The sequence below is a fragment of the Pseudomonas sp. GM84 genome, assembly GCF_000282535.1.
Taxonomy (GTDB): Bacteria; Pseudomonadota; Gammaproteobacteria; order Pseudomonadales; family Pseudomonadaceae; genus Aquipseudomonas.
In genome coordinates this window covers 1-19,966 of sequence record NZ_AKJC01000205.1, presented here as the reverse complement: position 1 = coordinate 19,966, position 19,966 = coordinate 1, and the positions used below count along the sequence as shown (strand labels likewise).

Annotated in this window: 19 protein-coding genes and 1 pseudogene; 17 read left to right on the top strand and 3 right to left on the bottom strand. The window is 63.1% G+C overall.

Annotated elements, in window-relative coordinates; translation table 11 throughout:
• Positions 1-208: 208 nt before the first annotated feature.
• Positions 209-3,466: a ribonuclease E gene (gene rne / locus PMI38_RS17195; protein ID WP_008096426.1), complete on the bottom strand. Its 3,258-nt coding sequence runs from the start codon at positions 3,464-3,466 to the stop codon at positions 209-211.
• Between the two features lie 809 nt (positions 3,467-4,275).
• On the opposite strand from rne, the gene rluC reads away from it, so the two are divergent.
• The 3 genes from rluC to PMI38_RS17180 are packed head-to-tail and all read left to right on the top strand — an operon-like array spanning position 4,276 to position 6,908.
• On the top strand, positions 4,276-5,232 hold the full coding sequence (gene rluC, locus PMI38_RS17190) for a 23S rRNA pseudouridine(955/2504/2580) synthase RluC (protein ID WP_008096424.1): 957 nt from the start codon (positions 4,276-4,278) through the stop codon (positions 5,230-5,232).
• A 3-nt stretch (positions 5,233-5,235) separates the two neighbouring features.
• Positions 5,236-5,916 carry an HAD family hydrolase gene (locus PMI38_RS17185; RefSeq protein WP_008096422.1) on the top strand — a complete coding sequence of 227 codons (681 nt, stop codon included), beginning with the start codon at positions 5,236-5,238 and terminating at the stop codon, positions 5,914-5,916.
• Between the two features lie 2 nt (positions 5,917-5,918).
• Entirely contained in the window at positions 5,919-6,908 is a 990-nt protein-coding gene (locus PMI38_RS17180) for a S49 family peptidase (RefSeq protein WP_008096421.1), read from the top strand.
• Between the two features lie 84 nt (positions 6,909-6,992).
• Here PMI38_RS17180 and PMI38_RS17175 read toward each other — a convergent pair whose 3' ends face one another.
• Positions 6,993-7,571: a Maf family protein gene (locus PMI38_RS17175; RefSeq protein WP_008096419.1), complete on the bottom strand. Its 579-nt coding sequence runs from the start codon at positions 7,569-7,571 to the stop codon at positions 6,993-6,995.
• Positions 7,572-7,667: 96 nt separating this feature from the next.
• Between PMI38_RS17175 and PMI38_RS26680 the strand changes: the two genes are divergently transcribed.
• The 12 genes from PMI38_RS26680 to PMI38_RS17115 all read left to right on the top strand — a co-directional run bounded on the left by PMI38_RS26680 (position 7,668) and on the right by PMI38_RS17115 (position 17,507).
• Positions 7,668-8,195: a YceD family protein gene (locus tag PMI38_RS26680; RefSeq protein ID WP_008096418.1), complete on the top strand. Its 528-nt coding sequence runs from the start codon at positions 7,668-7,670 to the stop codon at positions 8,193-8,195.
• Positions 8,196-8,208: 13 nt separating this feature from the next.
• Positions 8,209-8,391 carry a 50S ribosomal protein L32 gene (gene rpmF / locus PMI38_RS17165; RefSeq protein WP_008096416.1) on the top strand — a complete coding sequence of 61 codons (183 nt, stop codon included), beginning with the start codon at positions 8,209-8,211 and terminating at the stop codon, positions 8,389-8,391.
• Between the two features lie 3 nt (positions 8,392-8,394).
• Positions 8,395-9,405 (top strand): phosphate acyltransferase PlsX, encoded by a 1,011-nt coding sequence (plsX, locus tag PMI38_RS17160; RefSeq protein ID WP_081502551.1) that lies wholly within the window; start codon positions 8,395-8,397, stop codon positions 9,403-9,405.
• Positions 9,406-9,532: 127 nt separating this feature from the next.
• On the top strand, positions 9,533-10,471 hold the full coding sequence (fabD, locus tag PMI38_RS17155; protein ID WP_008096413.1) for an ACP S-malonyltransferase: 939 nt from the start codon (positions 9,533-9,535) through the stop codon (positions 10,469-10,471).
• A 16-nt stretch (positions 10,472-10,487) separates the two neighbouring features.
• Positions 10,488-11,228 carry a 3-oxoacyl-ACP reductase FabG gene (fabG, locus tag PMI38_RS17150; protein ID WP_008096412.1) on the top strand — a complete coding sequence of 247 codons (741 nt, stop codon included), beginning with the start codon at positions 10,488-10,490 and terminating at the stop codon, positions 11,226-11,228.
• Positions 11,229-11,431: 203 nt separating this feature from the next.
• Positions 11,432-11,668: an acyl carrier protein gene (acpP, locus tag PMI38_RS17145; protein ID WP_008096410.1), complete on the top strand. Its 237-nt coding sequence runs from the start codon at positions 11,432-11,434 to the stop codon at positions 11,666-11,668.
• Positions 11,669-11,842: 174 nt separating this feature from the next.
• Complete coding sequence (gene fabF, locus PMI38_RS17140; RefSeq protein WP_008096407.1) at positions 11,843-13,087, top strand: beta-ketoacyl-ACP synthase II; 1,245 nt, start codon at positions 11,843-11,845, stop codon at positions 13,085-13,087.
• A complete protein-coding gene (pabC, locus tag PMI38_RS17135; protein WP_008096405.1) occupies positions 13,087-13,902 on the top strand; it encodes an aminodeoxychorismate lyase in 816 nt (271 codons plus the stop codon). Before fabF ends, pabC begins: the two co-directional genes overlap by 1 nt.
• Positions 13,903-13,906: 4 nt before the next feature.
• Positions 13,907-15,076 carry an endolytic transglycosylase MltG gene (gene mltG, locus PMI38_RS17130; protein WP_008096403.1) on the top strand — a complete coding sequence of 390 codons (1,170 nt, stop codon included), beginning with the start codon at positions 13,907-13,909 and terminating at the stop codon, positions 15,074-15,076.
• A gap of 9 nt (positions 15,077-15,085) precedes the next feature.
• Positions 15,086-15,718, top strand: a complete 633-nt coding sequence (gene tmk / locus PMI38_RS17125; protein WP_008096401.1) for a dTMP kinase — start codon at positions 15,086-15,088, stop codon at positions 15,716-15,718.
• Positions 15,711-16,697 (top strand): DNA polymerase III subunit delta', encoded by a 987-nt coding sequence (locus PMI38_RS17120; RefSeq protein WP_008096399.1) that lies wholly within the window; start codon positions 15,711-15,713, stop codon positions 16,695-16,697. Before tmk ends, PMI38_RS17120 begins: the two co-directional genes overlap by 8 nt.
• 30 nt (positions 16,698-16,727) lie before the next feature.
• Complete coding sequence (locus tag PMI38_RS17115; protein WP_008096397.1) at positions 16,728-17,507, top strand: TatD family hydrolase; 780 nt, start codon at positions 16,728-16,730, stop codon at positions 17,505-17,507.
• Between the two features lie 303 nt (positions 17,508-17,810).
• Here the strand turns inward: PMI38_RS17115 and PMI38_RS17110 are convergent, their stop codons facing one another.
• On the bottom strand, positions 17,811-18,944 hold the full coding sequence (locus PMI38_RS17110) for an aminotransferase class V-fold PLP-dependent enzyme (protein ID WP_008096395.1): 1,134 nt from the start codon (positions 18,942-18,944) through the stop codon (positions 17,811-17,813).
• Between the two features lie 72 nt (positions 18,945-19,016).
• On the opposite strand from PMI38_RS17110, the gene PMI38_RS17105 reads away from it, so the two are divergent.
• The gene (locus tag PMI38_RS17105) at positions 19,017-19,652 is read left to right on the top strand and encodes a TetR/AcrR family transcriptional regulator (protein WP_008096393.1); all 636 of its coding nucleotides are present in this window, start codon (positions 19,017-19,019) and stop codon (positions 19,650-19,652) included.
• 107 nt (positions 19,653-19,759) lie between these two features.
• A pseudogene (locus PMI38_RS17100) lies at positions 19,760-19,966 on the top strand (radical SAM protein); the annotation flags it as partial.

Below are 19,966 nucleotides of genomic sequence, written 5' to 3'. Positions count from 1 at the left end.
CCGGCAAGCCGGCTCCCACAGCTACTGCACTGGCCTCATTGCTGGCAAGCCAGCCCCCACAGGTTATTGCACTGCTCTCAAGCAAGCCTCTGTACATGGGGGAGCTGGCTTGCCAGCGATGAGGCCACCCCAGTCAGCACAAAACAGCCAGCCAAGAAAAAGCCCCGCCAGTTCGCACTGGCGGGGCTTTTTCTTTCAGCCGTTGCTATCAACCGTGATGAGGTTTGTGCTCATCGGCGGTTTCCAACGCGGGCTCAGCAGCGACTTCCTGAGCAGCCTTGGCGGCCGCTTCGGCTTCACGCTTGCGGCGACGCACTTCACGAGGGTCGTTCGGTGCGCGGCCGTTTGGCAGCATGACGGTAGCGGCTTCGACCACTGCCGGAGCTTCTTCCGGGGCAGCCTCTGCAACCACGGGCGCCACTTCGGCAGCGACCGGGGCTGGCTCGATTGCCACCTCTGGTTGGGCTTCGAAGACCGGCGCAGGCAGGGCGGCAGGCGCGGCTTCGAATGCAACCGGGGCCTTCTCGACTTCACCGGCCTCTACGGCAGGGGCTTCGACAGGCGCTTCGGCGACTACAACCGGCTTGGCGGCAGGTGCAGCTTCGGCTTCGACTACTGGCTGTTGTGCGACTTCGACCACTGGCTCGGCACTGGCTTCGACCACGACAGCCGGTTCAAAGGCAGGTTGCTCGACCACTGGCGCGATCGCGGCTTCCTCGACCTGAGCAGCGACTTCGACCTGCTCGGCCGGCTGAGCGACTTCGCTATTGTCGGTCACAGCGGTTTCGGCGCTGGCGCGTTCGGCCTGCTGGTTGGCTTCAGCCTCGGCATCGGCGCTGATGTTGCTGCTGGCGACAGCGGCGGTGACGGCCAGGCCGGCAGCCAGTTCGGCACCCAGCTCGGTGGCCTGGTGCTGTTGCGGCTGCTCTTCGCTACCTTCGTCTTCGCTGCCCTCGATCAGTTCGCCATTGGCATTGCGCTGGCGTTCACGACGGTTGCTGCGACGACGCTGACCGCGGGAGCGGCGACGTGGACGCTCGCCATCGGCGCCTTCCTGCTCATCCTGCAGCAGCTCTTCGTTCGGCAGTTGCTCTTCGGCAAGCTCGTCAGCCTGTTCGGCTGCGCGCGGCGGGCGCGGTTGACGTTCTTCGCGTGGAGCACGCTCTTCACGTGGGGCGCGTTCTTCGCGAGGCGCACGCTCTTCGCGTGGAGCGCGTTCTTCGCGAGGTGCACGTTCTTCACGTGGTTCGCGTTCTTCGCGAGGTGCACGCTCTTCACGTGGTGCACGTTCTTCGCGAGGTGCACGTTCTTCACGTGGGGCGCGCTCTTCGCGGGCTACACGTTCTTCACGCGGGGCTCGCTCTTCACGCGGCTGACGCTCTTCGCGAGCGGCCGGTGCAGCGTCCAGTGGTTCACGCAGTTCGCGTACCGGGCGCTCTTCGCGGTTGCCGCGGCGGTCTTCGCGTGGCTGGCGTGGAGCACGCTCTTCGCGCGGGGCACGCTCTTCACGTGGCGCACGTTCTTCGCGCGGAGCACGCTCTTCACGTGGCGCACGTTCTTCGCGAGGCTGGCGCTCTTCGCGCGGGGCGCGCTCGGCACGCTCTTCGCGCGGCTTGCGCTCTTCGTCACGACGGCCGTTGCGGTTGCGGCTCTGCTGGCGACCGTTGCGACGCTCTTCGTTGCGCGGCGTGCGATCGGTGGCAGGCTTCTCGGCGGCCACGGCCGGGGCGGCGACAGGCTCGTCCTTGCCGGCGAACAGGCTCACCAGGGACTTGACCAGACCTTTGAACAGGCTCGGCTCCGGCACGCTCGGGGCAGGGACTACCGGCGCGGCAGGCTGAGGCTCTTCGGCGGTTGGTACGGGTGCATTGGCGCGAGCTGGAGCCGTCTTCACCGCGGCTTCCTGGCGTACCAGGGTGCGAGTGGCGGTCGGTACCGGCGCTTCTTCGGTTTCGCTGGCAGCGATCTCGTAGCTGGACTGGTTGCTCAGCACTTCCGGGTTGTCGTCGCGCAGGCGCTGGACTTCGAAGTGCGGGGTTTCCAGGTGATCGTTCGGCAGAATGATGATGCGTGCACGGGTGCGCAGTTCGATCTTGGTGATCGAGTTGCGTTTCTCGTTGAGCAGGAAGGCAGCTACCGGGATCGGCACCTGGGCGCGCACCTCGGCGGTGCGGTCCTTCAGGGCTTCTTCCTCGATCAGGCGCAGGATGGCCAGGGACAGCGATTCGACGTCGCGGATGATGCCGGTGCCGGAGCAGCGTGGGCAAACGATGCCGCTGCTTTCGCCAAGCGACGGGCGCAGGCGCTGACGGGACATTTCCAGCAGGCCGAAGCGCGAGATGCGGCCAACCTGCACACGGGCACGGTCGGCCTCCAGGCATTCGCGCACACGTTCTTCCACGGCGCGCTGGTTCTTCGCCGGGGTCATGTCGATGAAGTCGATGACGATCAGGCCGCCGATGTCACGCAGGCGCAACTGGCGGGCGATTTCCTCAGCCGCTTCCAGGTTGGTCTGCAGGGCGGTTTCCTCGATGTCGCTGCCCTTGGTGGCGCGCGCCGAGTTGATGTCGATGGAGACCAGGGCCTCGGTCGGGTCGATCACGATCGAGCCGCCGGACGGCAGGTCGACCACGCGCTGGAAGGCGGTCTCGATCTGGCTTTCGATCTGGAAGCGGTTGAACAGCGGCACGCTGTCTTCGTACAGCTTGACCTTGCTGGCGTACTGCGGCATCACCTGGCGGATGAAGGTCAGGGCTTCTTCCTGGGCATCGATGCTGTCGATCAGTACTTCGCCGATGTCCTGGCGCAGGTAGTCGCGGATGGCGCGGATGATGACGTTGCTTTCCTGGTAGATCAGGAACGGCGCGGCACGGTCCAGCGAGGCTTCCTTGATGGCAGTCCACAGCTGCAGCAGGTAGTCGAGGTCCCACTGCATTTCTTCGCTGCTGCGGCCCAGGCCTGCGGTGCGCACGATCAGGCCCATGTCGCCCGGTACGGTCAGGCCGTTCAAGGCTTCGCGCAGCTCGTTGCGCTCTTCGCCTTCGATGCGACGGGAGATACCGCCGGCACGCGGGTTGTTCGGCATCAGCACCAGGTAGCGGCCTGCCAGGCTGATGAAGGTGGTGAGGGCGGCGCCTTTGTTGCCGCGCTCTTCCTTCTCGACCTGAACGATGACTTCCTGGCCTTCGCTCAGGACTTCCTTGATGTTGACGCGGCCTTCAGGGGCTTTCTTGAAGTACTCGCGGGAGATTTCCTTCAGCGGCAGGAAGCCGTGACGTTCGGAGCCGAAGTCGACGAAGGCCGCTTCGAGGCTGGGCTCGATCCGGGTGATCTTGCCTTTGTAGATGTTGGCCTTTTTCTGCTCGCGCGCGCCGGACTCGATGTCCAGGTCGTAGAGACGTTGGCCGTCCACCAGGGCTACACGCAACTCTTCGGGTTGAGTTGCGTTAATCAGCATTCTTTTCATGTTGTACCGTCGGTTTCCGGGCTGCCGGAAACGGCGTTCGGCACACACGACTTCTCATGGTCGGTGCCAAGGTGCGCAAAGGGTGGCCGGGCCACCCCCGTGTCGAGCAACGTTCGGCACCAGCCGGTAACCCAGCCTGCCGTTGTCGCGACGACGCGTCCTGTTTGCTGCGGTGCCAAGAGGCCCCTGCGGTTTCTGCAGAGATATCCGAATCGATATCCGAATCAACCCAGCAGGCCTCGTGCACTCAGTCAGGAGGAGGAATCAACCGTCAGCCGTGGACGCCCGGAGGCATCTGTTCAGGACCTTATCCGCTCGCCGGCCATTCAGTGGGCCGGTGGCCGGACGCGGTGCTACACGGTCCGAGGGCTGTGCATCTCCACCCTGCACGTATCCCTGATAATTCGGGTGCTGCCGCGCGCTGAATCCGCAACGGGTTGCATTTTTCGCCAGCGCAGTTTCTGGGCTGACGCCATTCATGTCCAAGGCAGGTATTTCCGAAGCATTCGCCGGGCGTTGCGTGGAAGCGACGGGCGGGCAGAGGTGCGGCGAAAAGAAGCGGGTAAGCAGGTGAAACACGGCGCTTGTCGTTTTTTTTCGGTCTTCTCTACACGGCGCTGGTGGCGATTCCAGGCAATTCGGTAAACTGGCGAAAACCCCGTAGGACGGCCTCGCGTCCTGCAGAATTGCGTTGGTCAGGGACCGGCTAAGGGCCTGGTGCCGCTGGCCTGCCGCTTTTGGCGGCGTTCGCGACTATAGCAGTAATGATTAAGTGCTTCAATTCCATAAAAAATTGTTATGATCCCGCAATGACGACCAATACCCCTCCGACTTCCGGCGTAAAGCTGATCGAAGTCGCGCCGGAGCTTGCCGGCCAACGCATCGACAATTTCCTCATCACGGCGCTCAAGGGCGTGCCCAAGACGCTGGTGTACCGCATCCTGCGCAAAGGCGAGGTGAGGGTCAACAAGGGCCGCGTCAAGCCAGAGTACAAGCTCCAGGCCGGTGACATCGTGCGCGTGCCGCCGGTCCGCCTGCCTGAGCGTGACGAGCCGGCACCGGTCGCCCCGGGGCTGCTGCAGCGCCTGGAGGCGGCCATCGTCTACGAAGACAAGGCGCTGATCGTGATGAACAAGCCAGCCGGCATCGCCGTGCATGGCGGTAGCGGCCTGAGCTTCGGGGTGATCGAGGCGCTGCGCCAGCTGCGCCCGGACGCCAAGGAGCTGGAGCTGGTGCATCGCCTGGATCGCGACACCTCGGGCCTGCTGATGATCGCCAAGAAGCGCAGCATGCTGCGTCACCTGCATGCCGCCTTGCGCGGTGATGGTGTCGACAAGCGCTACATGGCGCTGGTGCGCGGCCACTGGCCGACTTCGAAGAAGCAGGTCAACGCGCCGTTGCTCAAGAGCAATCTGCGCTCTGGCGAGCGCATGGTCGAGGTGAATGACGAAGGCAAGGAAGCATTGACCCTGTTCCGTGTGCTGCGCCGCTTCGGCGAGTTCGCCACCATCGTCGAGGCGCGGCCGATCACCGGGCGTACCCACCAGATCCGCGTGCATACCCTGCATGCCGGGCACATGATTGCCGGTGACAGCAAGTATGGTGACGAAGATTTCAGTCGCGAGATCCGCGAGCTGGGCGGCAAGCGCCTGTTCCTGCATGCCTACGCCCTGACCGTGCCGCTGCCCGATGGTGGTGAACTCAAGCTGGAGGCGCCGGTGGACGAGGTGTGGGCGAAAACGGTGGAGCGTCTGAGTGCGTCGTGATCTATGAGAAAAGCGTATGAACTGCTGATCTTCGATTGGGATGGCACCCTGGCCGACTCGATCGGTCGTATCGTCGAGGCCATGAATGCCGCAGCCGAGCGTGCCGGTGAGGCGCAGAGCGATGAGTCGGCGATCAAGGGCATCATCGGGCTGGCGCTCGGTGAGGCCATTTCGACGCTCTATCCGCACCTCGAGCCGGTGCAGGTGGAAGCTTTCCGTCAGCACTACGCCGATATCTACATGGCGCTCGATCAGCAGCCTTCGCCGTTGTTCGAAGGGGTGGTCGAGTCGCTGGATGGCTTTCGTGCCGAGGGGTATCGTCTGGCGGTGGCAACCGGCAAGGCGCGTCGCGGCCTCGATCGGGTTCTCAAGGCCAACGGCTGGGAGCAGTTTTTCGACATCACCCGCGCTGCCGACGAGACGCGAGGCAAACCACATCCGTTGATGCTCGAAGAGATTCTCGATCACTGTGGTGTCGAACCCGGCCGCGCGCTGATGGTCGGAGATTCGGCGTTCGACCTGCAGATGGCCAGCAATGCTGGCATGCATTCTGCGGCAGTCGGCTATGGTGCCATGTCGCTGCAGGCGCTGGCAGAGTTCGGCCCGCAAGTGTGTATCGATCATTTCTCCCAGCTGCGCGAGTGGCTGGCGGGTTCCAAGCAATTCCAATTCCAAGGTAGGTGAGCATGACTGACGAGTGGAAAGCACCTGAGTCCGAGCCTGAGGAGCGCGAAGAGCGCAAAAGCTGGAAACTGTTGGAAAAGACCCTGCTGGCGGGGGTTCAGGAGCAGCGTCGTGCGCGGCGCTGGGGGATTTTCTTCAAGCTGCTGACCTTCGTCTATCTGTTCGGCCTGCTGGCTCTGTTCCTGCCATTCATGGATGTGGACAAGGCTGCGTCGCGCAGCGGCAGTCATACGGCGTTGGTGGAAGTGCGCGGGGTAATCGCCGATCAGGAGGCGGCCAGCGCCGACAACATCGTCAAGAGCCTGCGTGAGGCGTTCAAGGACTCCGGCACCAAAGCGGTGGTGATGCGCATCAACAGCCCGGGCGGCAGTCCGGTGCAGGCGGGTTATGTGTATGACGAGATTCGTCGCCTGCGCGGAGAGTATCCCGATATCAAGCTGTATGCGGTCATTGCTGACCTGGGGGCTTCCGGCGCCTATTACATTGCCAGTGCGGCGGACGAGATCTATGCCGACAAGGCCAGCCTGGTCGGCTCCATTGGTGTGACGGCGGCCGGCTACGGCTTCGTCGGTTCGATGGAGAAGCTGGGGGTCGAGCGGCGTACCTACACCGCTGGCGAGCACAAGGCTTTCCTCGACCCATTCTCGCCAGAGAAGCCTGAAGAGCGGGTGTTCTGGCAGGGCGTGCTGAATACCACGCACCAGCAGTTCATCGCCATGGTCAAGCAGGGTCGCGGCGACCGCTTGAAGGACAAGGATCATCCCGAGCTGTTCAGTGGCCTGGTGTGGTCAGGCGAGCAGGCCAAGGTGCTGGGTCTCGTGGATGGCTTGGGCAGTGCCAGCTACGTGGCGCGTGAAATCGTCGGCGAGAAGGATCTGGTGGACTTCACTGTCCAGGAGTCGCCGTTCGATCGCTTCTCCAAGCGCATTGGTGCCAGTGTGGCTGAGCACCTGGCCATGTGGATGGGCTTCCAGGGGCCTGTTCTGCGCTGATCTGTTTCGGCTCCATCGCCGGCAAGCCGGCTCCCACAATGCCTGTGGGAGCCGGCTTGCCGGCGATGGGGCCGACGCATTCTCTCAGGGGATCACCACCCCTTCCTTGGTCAGCATATCCACCAGTCGAATCAATGGCAGCCCGATCAGGCTGGTGGCATCGCACCCGTGCGTGCTCTGGAACAAGCTCACCCCCAACCCCTCCGCCTTGAAGCTGCCTGCGCAATCCAGCGGCTGCTCCGCTGTCACATAGCGCTCCACGCGCTCCCGGTCCAGCTCCCGCATCGTTACGGTAAATGGCACGCAATCGACCTGGCATTGCCCTGTGGCGCTGTTCAGCAGTGCCAGCCCGGTGAGGAAGGTGACGTGCTGCCCGCTCGCTTCCAGTAGCTGTTCGCAGGCGCGCTCGAAGCTATGTGGCTTGCCCAGGATCTGTTCGCCCAGCACGGCAACCTGATCGGAGCCGATGATCAGGTGTCCGGGGTGGCTGCCGGCAAGCGCTTCCGCCTTCTGTCTGGCCAGGCGCCGCACCAGTGCCGTGGCGGGCTCGTCATCCAGGCGCCGCTCGTCTAGATCGGGGCTTGCCCAGGTGAAGGGCAGGCGCAGGCGCGCGAGCAGTTCGCGTCGGTAGGCAGAGCTGGAAGCCAGCAACAGAGGCAGCATGGTAGACTCCTGGTCAGTTGAACCCGATTCTAACATGCGAGATGCCGCCGAATTTCCTTTGACAGAGGCGGGGGGCATCCCTAGAATGCTGCGCCTATGTTGAATGACCCGATTCCACCTCACGTTGACCCGCGCAAATTAGCCGATCGTGGCGTAACCCTTAACGGTTCGCTGCAACTCGCTGATTTGGAAAGACTCTGCGACCCGCTTTCCGACAATGTCGGTACGGTGCAGGCGAAGTTCGATTTTGAACGAGATGAACAGCACGTGGTGGTTATCCACACCGAGCTGGACGTCGAGGTCAAAATGGTTTGCCAGCGTTGTCTTGAGCTGGTCACCCTGCCGATCCACAGCGAGTGTACGTACGCTGTGGTGAAGGAGGGTGCGAATACCCAGTCGTTGCCGAAAGGCTATGACGTGCTGGAACTGGGCGAAGATCCTTTGGATCTGCAGGCCTTGATCGAGGAGGAGCTTCTGCTCGCCTTGCCCATCGTGCCTGCTCATCATCCGGAAGAATGCCAGCAGCCGGCGGGCGCAGACGAGCCCGATTCGAGCAAGGACGAGGTATCGCGGTCCAACCCGTTCAGTGTTTTGGCGCAGTTAAAGCGTGACCCAAACGTTTAGGAGTTAATCAATTATGGCTGTTCAGCAGAACAAAAAATCCCGCTCTGCCCGTGACATGCGCCGTTCGCACGACGCCCTGTCGGAAAACGCGCTGTCGGTAGAGAAATCCACCGGTGAAGTACACCTGCGTCACCACGTTTCGCCAGAAGGCGTATACCGTGGTCGCAAAGTGATCGACAAGGGCGCTGACGAGTAATCCTTGTCCGCTCAGATCATCGCGATCGACGCAATGGGCGGGGACTTCGGTCCCCGCAGCATTGTCCAGGCTAGTATCGCCTGCCTTTCGGCTACTCCCTCGCTGCACCTGACCCTCGTCGGTCAACCCTCCCTCCTTGAAGATCTTGTCAGCGGCCTAGCGGCTGCGGATCGCGCGCGCCTGCAGATTGTCGCCGCCAGCGAGGTGATCGGTATGGACGAGCGTCCCTCTCAGGCATTGCGGGGCAAGCCGGATTCGTCGATGCGCATCGCCCTTGAACTGGTGCGTGACGGCAAGGCGCAGGCCTGCGTGAGTGCCGGCAACACGGGAGCGCTGATGGCGCTGTCGCGTTTCGTGCTCAAGACGTTGCCCGGCATCGATCGGCCAGCCATGGTCGCGGCGATTCCTACCCAGGCGGGTTACTGTCAGTTGCTCGACCTCGGCGCCAACGTCGACTGCAGTGCAGAAAACCTCTATCAGTTTGCCGTAATGGGTTCGGTGGCTGCCCAGGCCCTGGGTATTCATCGGCCGCGCGTTGCGCTGCTGAACATCGGTACCGAGGACATCAAGGGTAATCAGCAGGTCAAGCTGGCGGCTACGTTGCTGCAGGGCGCCCGCGGCCTCAATTACGTCGGTTTCGTCGAAGGTGACGGGCTGTATCGTGGCGAGGCAGATGTGGTGGTGTGCGACGGCTTTGTCGGCAACATCCTGCTCAAGTCCAGCGAAGGCCTGGCGACCATGATCGGGGTTCGCATCGAGCGGCTGTTCAAGGGGGGAGCCTTGTCGAGGTTGGCTGGGGCCATGGCCATGCCCTTGCTCAAGCGCCTGAAAGCCGACCTGGCGCCGGCGCGGCACAATGGTGCGAGTTTCCTTGGCCTTCAGGGTATCGTCATCAAAAGCCATGGCTCAGCGGGTGTGGAAGGGTTCCAGAGTGCGATCCAGCGGGCCTTGATCGAGATTCAGGAAAACCTGCCGCAGCGCCTGCATGGTCGCCTTGAAGATTTGTTGCCTTAGGCATTTCGCCGATGAAGTGCTTAAATGTGACCGCTTGGTCTGCGTATTCATCCAAGTTTTCAGATTCTGCGTCCAGCCCATGGCTCGGCGCACCCCATTCGACGACAAGATCATAAGGGCTTGTTCAATGTCTGCATCCCTCGCATTCGTCTTCCCCGGTCAAGGTTCCCAGTCGCTGGGCATGCTCAAGGAACTGGGCGCCGAAAAGCCGGTGATCGTTGAGACCTTCAAGGAAGCCTCCGACGCTCTGGGTTACGACCTGTGGAAGCTGGTCCAGGAAGGCCCGGAAGAACAACTCAATCAAACCGACAAGACTCAGCCTGCGATCCTCACCGCTTCCATCGCGCTGTGGCGCCTGTGGCTGGAGGAGGGCGGCGCCAAGCCGGCTTTCGTTTCCGGTCACAGCCTGGGTGAATACAGCGCCCTGGTTGCCGCTGGCAGCCTGTCGCTGAAAGATGCCGTGCGCCTGGTCGAGCGTCGCGGTCAGCTGATGCAGGAAGCCGTCCCGGCCGGCCATGGCGCCATGGCCGCGATCCTCGGCCTGGATGACGCCGTGGTGGTCGAGATCTGTGCCAAGGCGGCCGAAGATGAAGTGGTCAGCGCGGTGAACTTCAATTCGCCTGGCCAGGTTGTGATTGCTGGCAACAAGGCTGCGGTGGATCGTGCCATGGAGCTGTGCAAAGAGGCGGGTGCCAAGCGCGCCCTGCCACTGGCGGTCAGCGTGCCGTCGCACTGTGCCCTGATGAAGCCGGCTGCCGAGCGTTTCGCCGAGAACGTCAACGCCATCGAATGGAAGGCCCCGCAGATCCCGGTGGTGCAGAACGTCACCGCCGCCGTCGCCGCCGACCTCGACGCGCTCAAGCACGACTTGCTGGCGCAGCTGTACCAGCCGGTGCGCTGGGTCGAATGCGTGCAGACCCTCGCCGCAAACGGCGCGGTCAACCTGGTCGAGTGCGGCCCGGGCAAAGTGCTGGCTGGCCTGAACAAGCGTTGCGCCGACGGCGTCACCACCTACAACCTCAATACCCCTGACGCTGTCGCCGCCACCCGCGCGGCGCTGGCCTGAATTTGGAGAAGCTTGCATGAGCCTGCAAGGTAAAGTTGCACTGGTTACCGGCGCCAGCCGTGGTATCGGCCAGGCCATCGCCCTCGAGCTGGGCCGCCAGGGCGCGACCGTGATCGGCACCGCCACCTCGGCCTCCGGCGCCGAGCGCATCGCTGCCACCCTGAAGGAACACGGCATCACCGGCACCGGCATGGAGCTGAACGTGACCAGCGCCGAATCCGTGGAAGCGGTACTGGGCGCCATTGGCGAGCAGTTCGGCGCACCGGCCATCCTGGTCAACAACGCCGGCATCACCCGCGACAACCTCATGCTGCGCATGAAGGACGACGAGTGGTTCGACGTGATCGACACCAACCTGAACAGCCTCTACCGTTTGTCCAAGGGCGTGCTGCGTGGCATGACCAAGGCGCGTTGGGGTCGTATCATCAGCATCGGCTCGGTCGTTGGTGCCATGGGTAACGCTGGCCAGGCCAACTACGCGGCCGCCAAGGCCGGCCTCGAAGGCTTCAGCCGCGCCCTGGCGCGTGAAGTGGGCTCGCGCGGTATCACCGTCAACTCGGTGACCCCGGGCTTCATCGACACCGACATGACCCGCGAGCTGCCAGAAGCGCAGCGCGAAGCCCTGCAGACCCAGATTCCGCTGGGCCGCCTGGGCCAGGCCGAGGAGATCGCCAAGGTGGTTTCCTTCCTGGCATCTGACGGCGCAGCCTATGTCACCGGCGCCACTGTGCCGGTGAACGGCGGGATGTACATGTAATACTGCAACTCAATGTGACGGATTGCTTAAAAAAAGAGTCATACTCCGAGCCTAAAATCCGTTATAAAGCTGCAACCAGATTCCAGGCAGGGGGTCGGGTGACTAACGCGAAGGTGCGTTCCGCTTGAAAAGCGAACGTCTTTCTATAAAATTGGTCACCGGCCAGCTGCCTGACATATGTCCATTAGGAGTGAAAACTAGGTATGAGCACCATCGAAGAACGCGTCAAGAAAATCGTCGCCGAGCAACTGGGCGTCAAGGAAGAGGAAGTGACCAACGAGAAGTCCTTCGTCGATGACCTGGGTGCCGATTCGCTTGACACCGTTGAGCTGGTGATGGCTCTGGAAGAGGAATTCGAGACCGAAATCCCTGACGAAGAAGCCGAGAAGATCACTACCGTTCAAGCTGCCATCGACTACGTCAACAGCCACAAGGCCTAAGACGCTGTAGTCGTCGCTTCTTGACGAGAAAAACCGCACTGCCTTTGCCGGCGTGCGGTTTTTTCTTTGCGAAACGCTGGCGTCGATCCGCTCGCACCGAGAGCCTGTTGCCATTTCATTCCATTGCCTGAATGCAATGGCAAGAGACTCTAGTTATTAGAAAAGGAGAGTACTGTGTCGCGTAGACGCGTCGTGGTCACCGGTATGGGTATGCTGTCGCCACTGGGTACCGATGTACCGAGCACCTGGCAGGGCATTCTGGCTGGCCGCAGTGGCATTGGTCCGATCGAACATACGGATCTGTCTGCCTACTCCACCCGTTTTGGCGGCTCGGTGAAGGGCTTCGAAGTCGAGCAGTACCTGTCGGCCAAGGAAGCTCGCAAGCTTGACCTGTTCATTCAATACGGCCTGGCGGCTGGTTTCCAGGCAGTTCGCAATGCCGGCCTGGAAGTCACCGATGCCAACCGCGAGCGCATCGGCGTGGCCATGGGCTCGGGCATCGGCGGCCTGACCAACATCGAAGAAACCAGCCGTACCCTGCACGAGCAGGGGCCGCGCCGCATTTCGCCGTTCTTCGTGCCGGGTTCGATCATCAACATGATCTCCGGTTTCCTGTCGATCCACCTGGGTCTGCAGGGGCCGAACTACGCCATCGCCACGGCGTGCACCACCGGCACCCACTGCATCGGCATGGCCGCGCGTAACATCGCCTACGGTGAAGCCGACGTGATGATCGCCGGTGGCGCCGAAATGGCAGCCTGTGGCCTGGGCATGGGCGGCTTCGGTGCCTCGCGCGCGCTGTCGACCCGCAACGACGAGCCGACCCGGGCCAGCCGCCCGTGGGACAAGGGTCGTGACGGCTTCGTGCTTTCCGACGGTGCCGGCGCCCTGGTGCTCGAAGAGCTGGAGCACGCTCAGGCGCGTGGTGCGACCATCTATGCCGAACTGGTCGGTTTCGGCATGAGCGGCGACGCTTACCACATGACCTCGCCGCCTGACAGCGGTGAAGGTGCGGCCCGCTGCATGGCCAATGCCTTGCGCGACGCCGGCATCCAGCCGGAAGCCGTCAGCTACATCAACGCCCACGGCACCTCGACGCCCGCCGGCGACGTAGCCGAAGTGGCGGCCATCAAGCGGGTATTCGGCGACCACGCCTACAAGGTGGCCGTCAGCTCGACCAAGTCGATGACCGGTCACCTGCTGGGTGCTGCGGGTGCTGTCGAGGCGATCTTCAGTGTGCTGGCAATCAACAGCCAGATGGCACCGCCGACCATCAACCTGGATGAGCCGGACGAAGGCTGCGATCTCGACTTCGTGCCACACGTGGCGCGCAGCATGGCGATCGACGTGGTGCTGTCCAACTCGTTCGGCTTTGGTGGCACCAACGGCTCGCTGGTGTTCCGCCGGTTCGCCGGTTGATGCACAGCTGGGTCGACGGCCTGCCTGCGACCACGGTCAACTTGCAGAACCGTGGCCTGGCCTACGGCGATGGCCTGTTCGAGACCATCGCCGTGCGCGCGGGCCGGCCCAGCTTGCTGGACGGCCACCTGGCCCGCCTGGCGCTGGGTTGTCAGCGCCTGGGGCTCGACGCCGACCTGGCGCTGTTGCGTGATGAAATCCAGCGCTATGCCTGCCAGTTGGGTGACGGTGTAGCCAAACTCATCCTCACCCGTGGTGACAGCCAGCGTGGCTATGCACCGGCGGCGGGTGTCGCACCGCGGCGAATTCTGCAAGGCAGCCCGCTGCCCAGCTATCCTGTCGAACATGCCGAGCTCGGCGTGCGCTTGTTTCCCTGCCAGACCCGGCTAGGGGAACAACCGTTGCTGGCCGGCCTCAAACACCTCAACCGCCTGGAGCAGGTGCTGGCCCGTGCCGAATGGCAGGACAGCGAACATGCCGAAGGCCTGATGCGTGACGGGCAGGGCAGGGTGATCGAAGGTGTGTACAGCAACCTGTTTCTGGTACGCGACGGCGTGTTGCTTACCGCCGACCTCAGCCGCTGTGGGGTCGCGGGTGTGATGCGCGGCGCGTTGCTGGAACAGGCGCAGGCACTGGCGATACCGGTGCAGGTAGGCGACCTGCCATTCGAGGCGCTGGAGCAGGCCGATGAAGTGTTCGTCTGCAACAGTGTCTACGGAGTTTGGCCGGTGCGTGCAATTGCCGCGCTGAACTGGTCGCCGGGCCCGCTCACCCTTAAACTGCAGGCCGTTGCCCGTACGTTACTGGATACCTGAATTCGTGAGACGCAAATTCCTGCTGCTGCTGGAAATGGGTTTGATCCTCGCCGGCTTGGCATTGGGCTGGTCGGCATGGAAGATCAACTCGGTCCTGGAGCAGCCCTTGCACGTGACGCAGGAGCGCCTGCTCGACGTGCCCAATGGCACCAACCCCAATCGCATGTTCTACAGCATGGAGCGCGAGGGGCTGCTCGATGACGCCGTTTGGCTGCGCCTGTACTGGCGCTTCAATATGGCAGGCACCCCGCTGAAAACCGGCGAGTACCGCCTCACCCCAGGCATGACCGTCGAAGATCTGTTCGACGCCTGGCGCCGGGCTGACGTGGTGCAGTACAACCTGACCCTGGTCGAAGGTTGGACCTTCCGCCAGGTTCGTTCGGCAATCGCCAAGCATGAGAAGCTCAAGCACACCCTCGATGGCCTGTCCGACGCCGAGGTGATGGACCAGCTTGGCCATACCGGTGTGTTCCCCGAGGGGCGCTTCTTCCCGGATACCTACCGCTTCGTTCGCGGCATGAGCGACGCGGAGCTGCTGCAGCAGGCCTACATGCGCCTGGATGACGTGCTGGCCAAGGAATGGGCCGAGCGCACCACCGATTTGCCTTACCGTGACCCTTACCAGGCGTTGATCATGGCCTCGCTGGTGGAAAAGGAAACCGGGATTCCCCAGGAGCGTGGGCAGATCGCTGGCGTGTTCGTCCGGCGCCTGCGCCTGGGGATGATGCTGCAGACCGACCCGACGGTGATCTACGGCATGGGGGAGCGCTATAACGGCAGGATTACCCGCGCCGACCTGCGCGAGCCGACGCCCTACAACACCTACACCATGACCGGGTTGCCGCCGACACCGATTGCCATGGTCGGGCGCGAGGCGATCCACGCCGCGCTCAACCCGTCCGATGGCACCAGCCTGTACTTCGTCGCCCGTGGCGATGGCAGCCATGTGTTCTCCGACGACCTGGACGATCACAACTCGGCAGTGCGCGAGTTCCAGCTCAAGCGGCGCGCAGATTACCGCTCAAGCCCCGGGCCGCAGGCAGCTCCAGAGGCTCAGCCCGAGCCGGACGAGCCGGACGAGCCATCGCCGCAGGAGTCGGCCCCGGTCAGCGAGCCTGAGACCGCCAGCGAACCTGCCCCGGCCGATGCGCCGGCACCTGACGAACAACATTAAGGACTGCCTGTGAGCGGCTTGTTTATTACCCTGGAAGGCCCCGAAGGCGCGGGCAAGAGCACCAATCGCGACTACCTGGCCGCGCGACTGCGTGAACACGGTCTGGATGTGGTGTTGACCCGCGAACCCGGCGGTACCCCGCTGGCCGAGAAGGTTCGTGAGCTCTTGCTGGCACCCAGCGATGAAGTGATGGCTGCCGACACCGAGCTGCTGCTGGTATTCGCTGCACGTGCCCAACACCTGGCCCAGGTGATCCGCCCGGCGCTGGCCAAGGGCTCGGTGGTGCTGTGCGACCGCTTCACGGACGCAACCTACGCCTACCAAGGGGGCGGTCGTGGTCTGTCGGTGGCGCGCATCGCCGCCCTGGAGCAGTTCGTCCAGGGCGATCTGCGCCCGGACCTGACACTGGTTTTCGATCTGCCTGTTGAAGTCGGCTTGGCCCGTGCCGCCGCCCGCGGTCGTCTGGACCGTTTCGAGCAGGAAGGTCAGGCCTTCTTCGAAGCTGTGCGCCAGGCCTATCTGCAGCGCGCCCAGGGCGAACCGCAGCGCTACAACCTGCTGGATGCCGCGCAGCCGCTGGATGTGGTGCAGCGCGCCATCGACGCGCTGTTGCCCGCTATCGTGGAGCGCTGCCGTGGCTGAAGCCTACCCCTGGCAGCAGGCGCTGTGGCAGCAGTTGGCCGGGCGTGCCCAGCATGCCCACGCCTACCTGTTGCACGGCCCCCAGGGGATCGGCAAGCGCGCCTTGGCCGAGCGCCTGATGGCCCGCCTGCTGTGCCAGCACCCGCAGGGGCTGGATGCCTGTGGTCAGTGCAAGGCCTGCCTGTTGCTCAAGGCCGGTAGCCATCCAGACAACTTCGTGCTGGAGCCGGAAGAGGCCGACAAGCCGATCAAGGTCGACCAGGTGCGCGAGCTGGTGTCCTTCATCGTCCAGACCGCTCAGTTGGGCGGGCGCAAGGTGGTGCTGATCGAGCCGGTCGAGGCGATGAACATCAATGCTTCCAACGCCTTGCTCAAAAGCCTGGAAGAGCCCTCCGGGGATACCGTGCTGCTGCTCGTCAGCCATCAACCCAGCCGCTTGCTGCCCACCATCAAGAGCCGATGCCAGCAGGTCACCTGCCCGCAGCCCAGCCTGGCCCAGAGCCAGGCCTGGCTGACGACGGCGCTGCCAGACAGCGACGAGGTGGAGCGCGATGAACTGCTGACCCTGGCTGCCGGCTCGCCGTTGATGGCCGTGAGCCTGCAGGCACAGGGTGTGCGCGAGCAGCGTGCGCTGGTCACCGAGGGTGTGAAAAAGCTGCTCAAGCAACAGCAATCGCCCAGCCAGCTGGCCGATGCCTGGAGCAATGTGCCATTGTTGTTGCTGTTCGACTGGTTCTTCGACTGGTCGCACCTGATCCTGCGCTATCAATTGAGCCAGGACGAAGCGGGGCTAGGCTTGGCCGATATGCGCAAGGTGGTGCAATACCTGGCGCAAAAGAGCCGGCAGGCCAAGGTGCTCGAGGTTCAGGCATGGATCCTCGAACAGCGCCAGAAGGTGCTGGGCAAGGCCAACCTCAACCGCGTGCTGCTGCTGGAAGCGTTGCTGGCCCATTGGCTGCAACTGCCCGGTGCTCGCTGATCTCTCATTTTTTCATGTGTGTCATATCCCATGCTCGTAGATTCCCATTGCCACCTCGACCGTCTTGACCTGAGCGCCCACCAGGGCTCCCTCGATGCCGCCCTGCAGGCAGCGCGTGAGCGGGGTGTCGGTCATTTTCTGTGCATTGGCGTGAGCGCCGAGAATGCCGGGGCGGTCAAGGCCCTCAGCGAGCAGTACGCCGATGTCGATTGCTCGGTAGGGGTACATCCGCTGGACCTCGCCCCGGGCGAAACTCCGGCCCTGGAGTGGCTGATGGGCGAGCTGGCGCATCCGCATGTGGTTGCCATCGGCGAAACCGGGCTGGACTACCACTACGAGCCTGAAGCTGCCGAATTGCAGCAGGCCTCGTTCCGCCTGCACCTGGAGGCCTCGCGCCAGACCGGCAAGCCGGTGATCGTGCATACTCGTGGGGCCAGGGCCGATACCTTGGCGCTGCTGCGCGAGGCGAACTTGCCCCAGGCCGGTGTATTGCACTGCTTCACCGAGGACTGGGACATGGCCAAGGCAGCCCTGGACCTGGGCTACTACATTTCGTTGTCGGGCATCGTGACCTTCCGTAACGCCGAGGCCTTGCGCGAGGTTGCCCGGCAGGTGCCGTTCGATCGCTTGCTGGTGGAAACCGATTCTCCCTACCTGGCGCCCATTCCGCACCGTGGCAAGCCAAACCTGCCGCAGTACGTGCGCGAGGTGGCCGAGTACGTGGCCTCCTTGCGTGGCGTCAGCTACGAGCAGCTGGCCAGCCAGACCACCGCCAACTTCAAGCGGTTGTTCCCGCTGGCCCGAGTGTAGGGTTTTGGTTGGGCGGTGTTGTTGATATCGAGCGCCGCCCGCGCGGCGCTCGATCGTCCAGGCGACAAAGATTCCACGTCTGGCACCCGGACAAAAAAAACCCGGGTTCTGGGGGGGGAATCCGGGTTAAGACCATTAGGAGTAAAACAAAGGTACGCGGTCCCTGAGCACCTTTATTGGCGCGCCACTTGGGGGGGATGCGCCGCGCCAACACTTCAAGTATTGGTCAGGTTTGGCGCAGTGCCAGTGCCTGCTGATCGTTTTTTAAACAGATTTGGAATACGTCTGCCTTCCATTCCTTCTTCAGCGTATGGCCAGGCGCCGCACTTGCTGGATAGCTTCGTCGATCAGTTGTTCTTTGGTGTAGAAATGCGGCGAAAAGCGCACGCCGGGGCCGCGTAGGGCGCAGATCGTCCGCTCAGCCGACAGCGCTCGATAAACATCGGCACTGGCGCGTCCCTGAATACTGAAAGTCACGATGCCGCCCCGTCTTTGCAGGGCCGCCGGGCTGTGCAGGTGCACCCCGGGAATGCTGGCCAGCCCCTGGTGCAACTGGTCGATCCGTTGTTGCAGTTGCCGCGCCACCTCATCCATGCCGATTTCTTCCAGCAACGACAGGCTTGCCTCCAGTGCGCAGGCGCCCAGCATGTTGGGGCTGCCACACTCGAAGCGTCGCGCGCTGCGCGCCGGCTGCCACTGTCGGCGCTCGAAGTCACCCAAGTGTTCGAGCATATGCCAGCCATAGGCGTTGAGCCTGAGGCGCGGACGTAATGCCGCGCGGCAATAGAACACGCCCAGGCCTTCCGGGCCCAGCATCCACTTGTGGCCATCGGCCATGGCGAAATCGCATTGATAGTGCTGCACGTCGAAGGGCAGGGCGCCGATATGCTGGATGGCATCGACACAGAACAGCACATCGCGCGCCTGGCAGCCCTGGCCCAGTCGCGCCAGGTCCAGGCGCAGGCCACTGCCGAACTGCACGGCGCTGACCGCCAGCAAGCGCGTGCGCGGGCTGCAGGCGTCCAGCAGCGAAGACTCCGGGTCGGCCCCGGCAAGGCTTGCCTGAATCACCTCCACGCCGCGATCGGCCAACGCCTCCCAAACGACCCTGTTGGAGGGAAACTCCTCGTCGCTGATCACGACCTGGTCGCCCGCCTGCCAGTCGAGGCCGAAAGCAACCAGCGAAAGGGCTTCCGAGGTGTTCTTGACCAGGGCAATGTCACCACGCGATGGGGCGTTGATCAGGCGGGCCAGGCGTTCGCGCAGGCGCCGCTCGGTGGCCAGCCATGCCGGGTACTCGCTGGCGCCCAGGTTGACGTTGTCACGCGCGAAGCGTGCCACTGCTTCACTGGCCCGACGCGGCCAGGGCGCAATGGCCGCATGGTTCAGGTAGCGCAGTCCCGGGGCCTGTTCGAACTCATCGTGAAACATAGACATGGTTGGAAGATCCGTGCAATTTGCTGCAAGTTAGGCATAATAAACCGCTTCGATTGTCATCCAGTCCTTCCTATGCAGAAAGAACCTCGTAAGGTCCGTGAGTTTCGCCGTCGCGAACAGGAAATCCTCGACACTGCACTCAAGCTGTTTCTCGAACAGGGTGAAGATAGCGTCACCGTCGAGATGATCGCTGATGCCGTGGGTATCGGCAAAGGCACGATCTACAAGCATTTCAAGTCCAAGGCGGAGATTTACCTGCGCCTGATGCTCGACTACGAGCGTGATTTGAACGCGCTGTTGCATTCGGCCGATGTCGACCGCGACAAGGAGGCGCTGTCGCGCGCCTACTTCGAGTTCCGCATGCGCGATCCGCAACGGTATCGGTTGTTCGACCGCCTGGAGGAAAAGGTGGTCAAGGGCAATCAGGTACCCGAGATGGTCGAGGAGTTGCACAGCATTCGCGCCTCCAACTTCGACCGCCTGACCCAGCTGATCAAGGGCCGCATCAGCGAAGGCAAGCTCGAAGACGTGCCGCCGTACTTCCACTACTGCGCCGCCTGGGCACTGGTTCACGGCGCCGTGGCGCTGTACCACTCGCCGTTCTGGAGCAATGTGCTGGAGGACCAGGAAGGATTCTTCCAGTTCCTCATGGACATCGGCGTGCGCATGGGCAACAAGCGCAAGCGCGACCCGGAAGCGACCAACTGAAGGCTTTCATTGCCTCGAATTGAGGCCGGCATCGAGCAGGGGCTTGCAAAAACCTGAATTTTGAGTCAGGTTTTGCCGGCCCCGTTTCATCCATGCCGGAGTCATTCATGATCGTCGATCGCCAAGGCAGACGTTTTCGCAACCTGCGCGTCAGCCTGACGGCTGCTTGCAACTATGCCTGCAGCTATTGCGTGCCTGACGGCAAGCGCCTGGTGGCGGCCCAGGATGAACTGACGGCCGAGGCGTTGACCCGCGGTGTGGCCTACCTGATCGAAACCGCCGGTATCGAGCGCCTGCGCATTACCGGCGGGGAG

What these genes read in the sequence shown, in the direction of transcription:
- PMI38_RS17185 (WP_008096422.1), top strand. Translation starts at nt 5,236, where the DNA reads ATGAGAAAAGCGTATGAACTGCTGATCTTCGATTGGGATGGCACCCTG.
- fabD (WP_008096413.1), top strand. Translation starts at nt 9,533, where the DNA reads ATGTCTGCATCCCTCGCATTCGTCTTCCCCGGTCAAGGTTCCCAGTCG.
- pabC (WP_008096405.1), top strand. Translation starts at nt 13,087, where the DNA reads ATGCACAGCTGGGTCGACGGCCTGCCTGCGACCACGGTCAACTTGCAG.
- PMI38_RS17115 (WP_008096397.1), top strand. Translation starts at nt 16,728, where the DNA reads ATGCTCGTAGATTCCCATTGCCACCTCGACCGTCTTGACCTGAGCGCC.
- PMI38_RS17175 (WP_008096419.1), bottom strand. Translation starts at nt 7,571, where the DNA reads ATGCTGCCTCTGTTGCTGGCTTCCAGCTCTGCCTACCGACGCGAACTG.
- PMI38_RS17180 (WP_008096421.1), top strand. Translation starts at nt 5,919, where the DNA reads ATGACTGACGAGTGGAAAGCACCTGAGTCCGAGCCTGAGGAGCGCGAA.
- PMI38_RS17105 (WP_008096393.1), top strand. Translation starts at nt 19,017, where the DNA reads ATGCAGAAAGAACCTCGTAAGGTCCGTGAGTTTCGCCGTCGCGAACAG.
- rne (WP_008096426.1), bottom strand. Translation starts at nt 3,466, where the DNA reads ATGAAAAGAATGCTGATTAACGCAACTCAACCCGAAGAGTTGCGTGTA.
- PMI38_RS26680 (WP_008096418.1), top strand. Translation starts at nt 7,668, where the DNA reads ATGTTGAATGACCCGATTCCACCTCACGTTGACCCGCGCAAATTAGCC.
- rluC (WP_008096424.1), top strand. Translation starts at nt 4,276, where the DNA reads ATGACGACCAATACCCCTCCGACTTCCGGCGTAAAGCTGATCGAAGTC.
- PMI38_RS17110 (WP_008096395.1), bottom strand. Translation starts at nt 18,944, where the DNA reads ATGTCTATGTTTCACGATGAGTTCGAACAGGCCCCGGGACTGCGCTAC.
- acpP (WP_008096410.1), top strand. Translation starts at nt 11,432, where the DNA reads ATGAGCACCATCGAAGAACGCGTCAAGAAAATCGTCGCCGAGCAACTG.
- fabG (WP_008096412.1), top strand. Translation starts at nt 10,488, where the DNA reads ATGAGCCTGCAAGGTAAAGTTGCACTGGTTACCGGCGCCAGCCGTGGT.
- rpmF (WP_008096416.1), top strand. Translation starts at nt 8,209, where the DNA reads ATGGCTGTTCAGCAGAACAAAAAATCCCGCTCTGCCCGTGACATGCGC.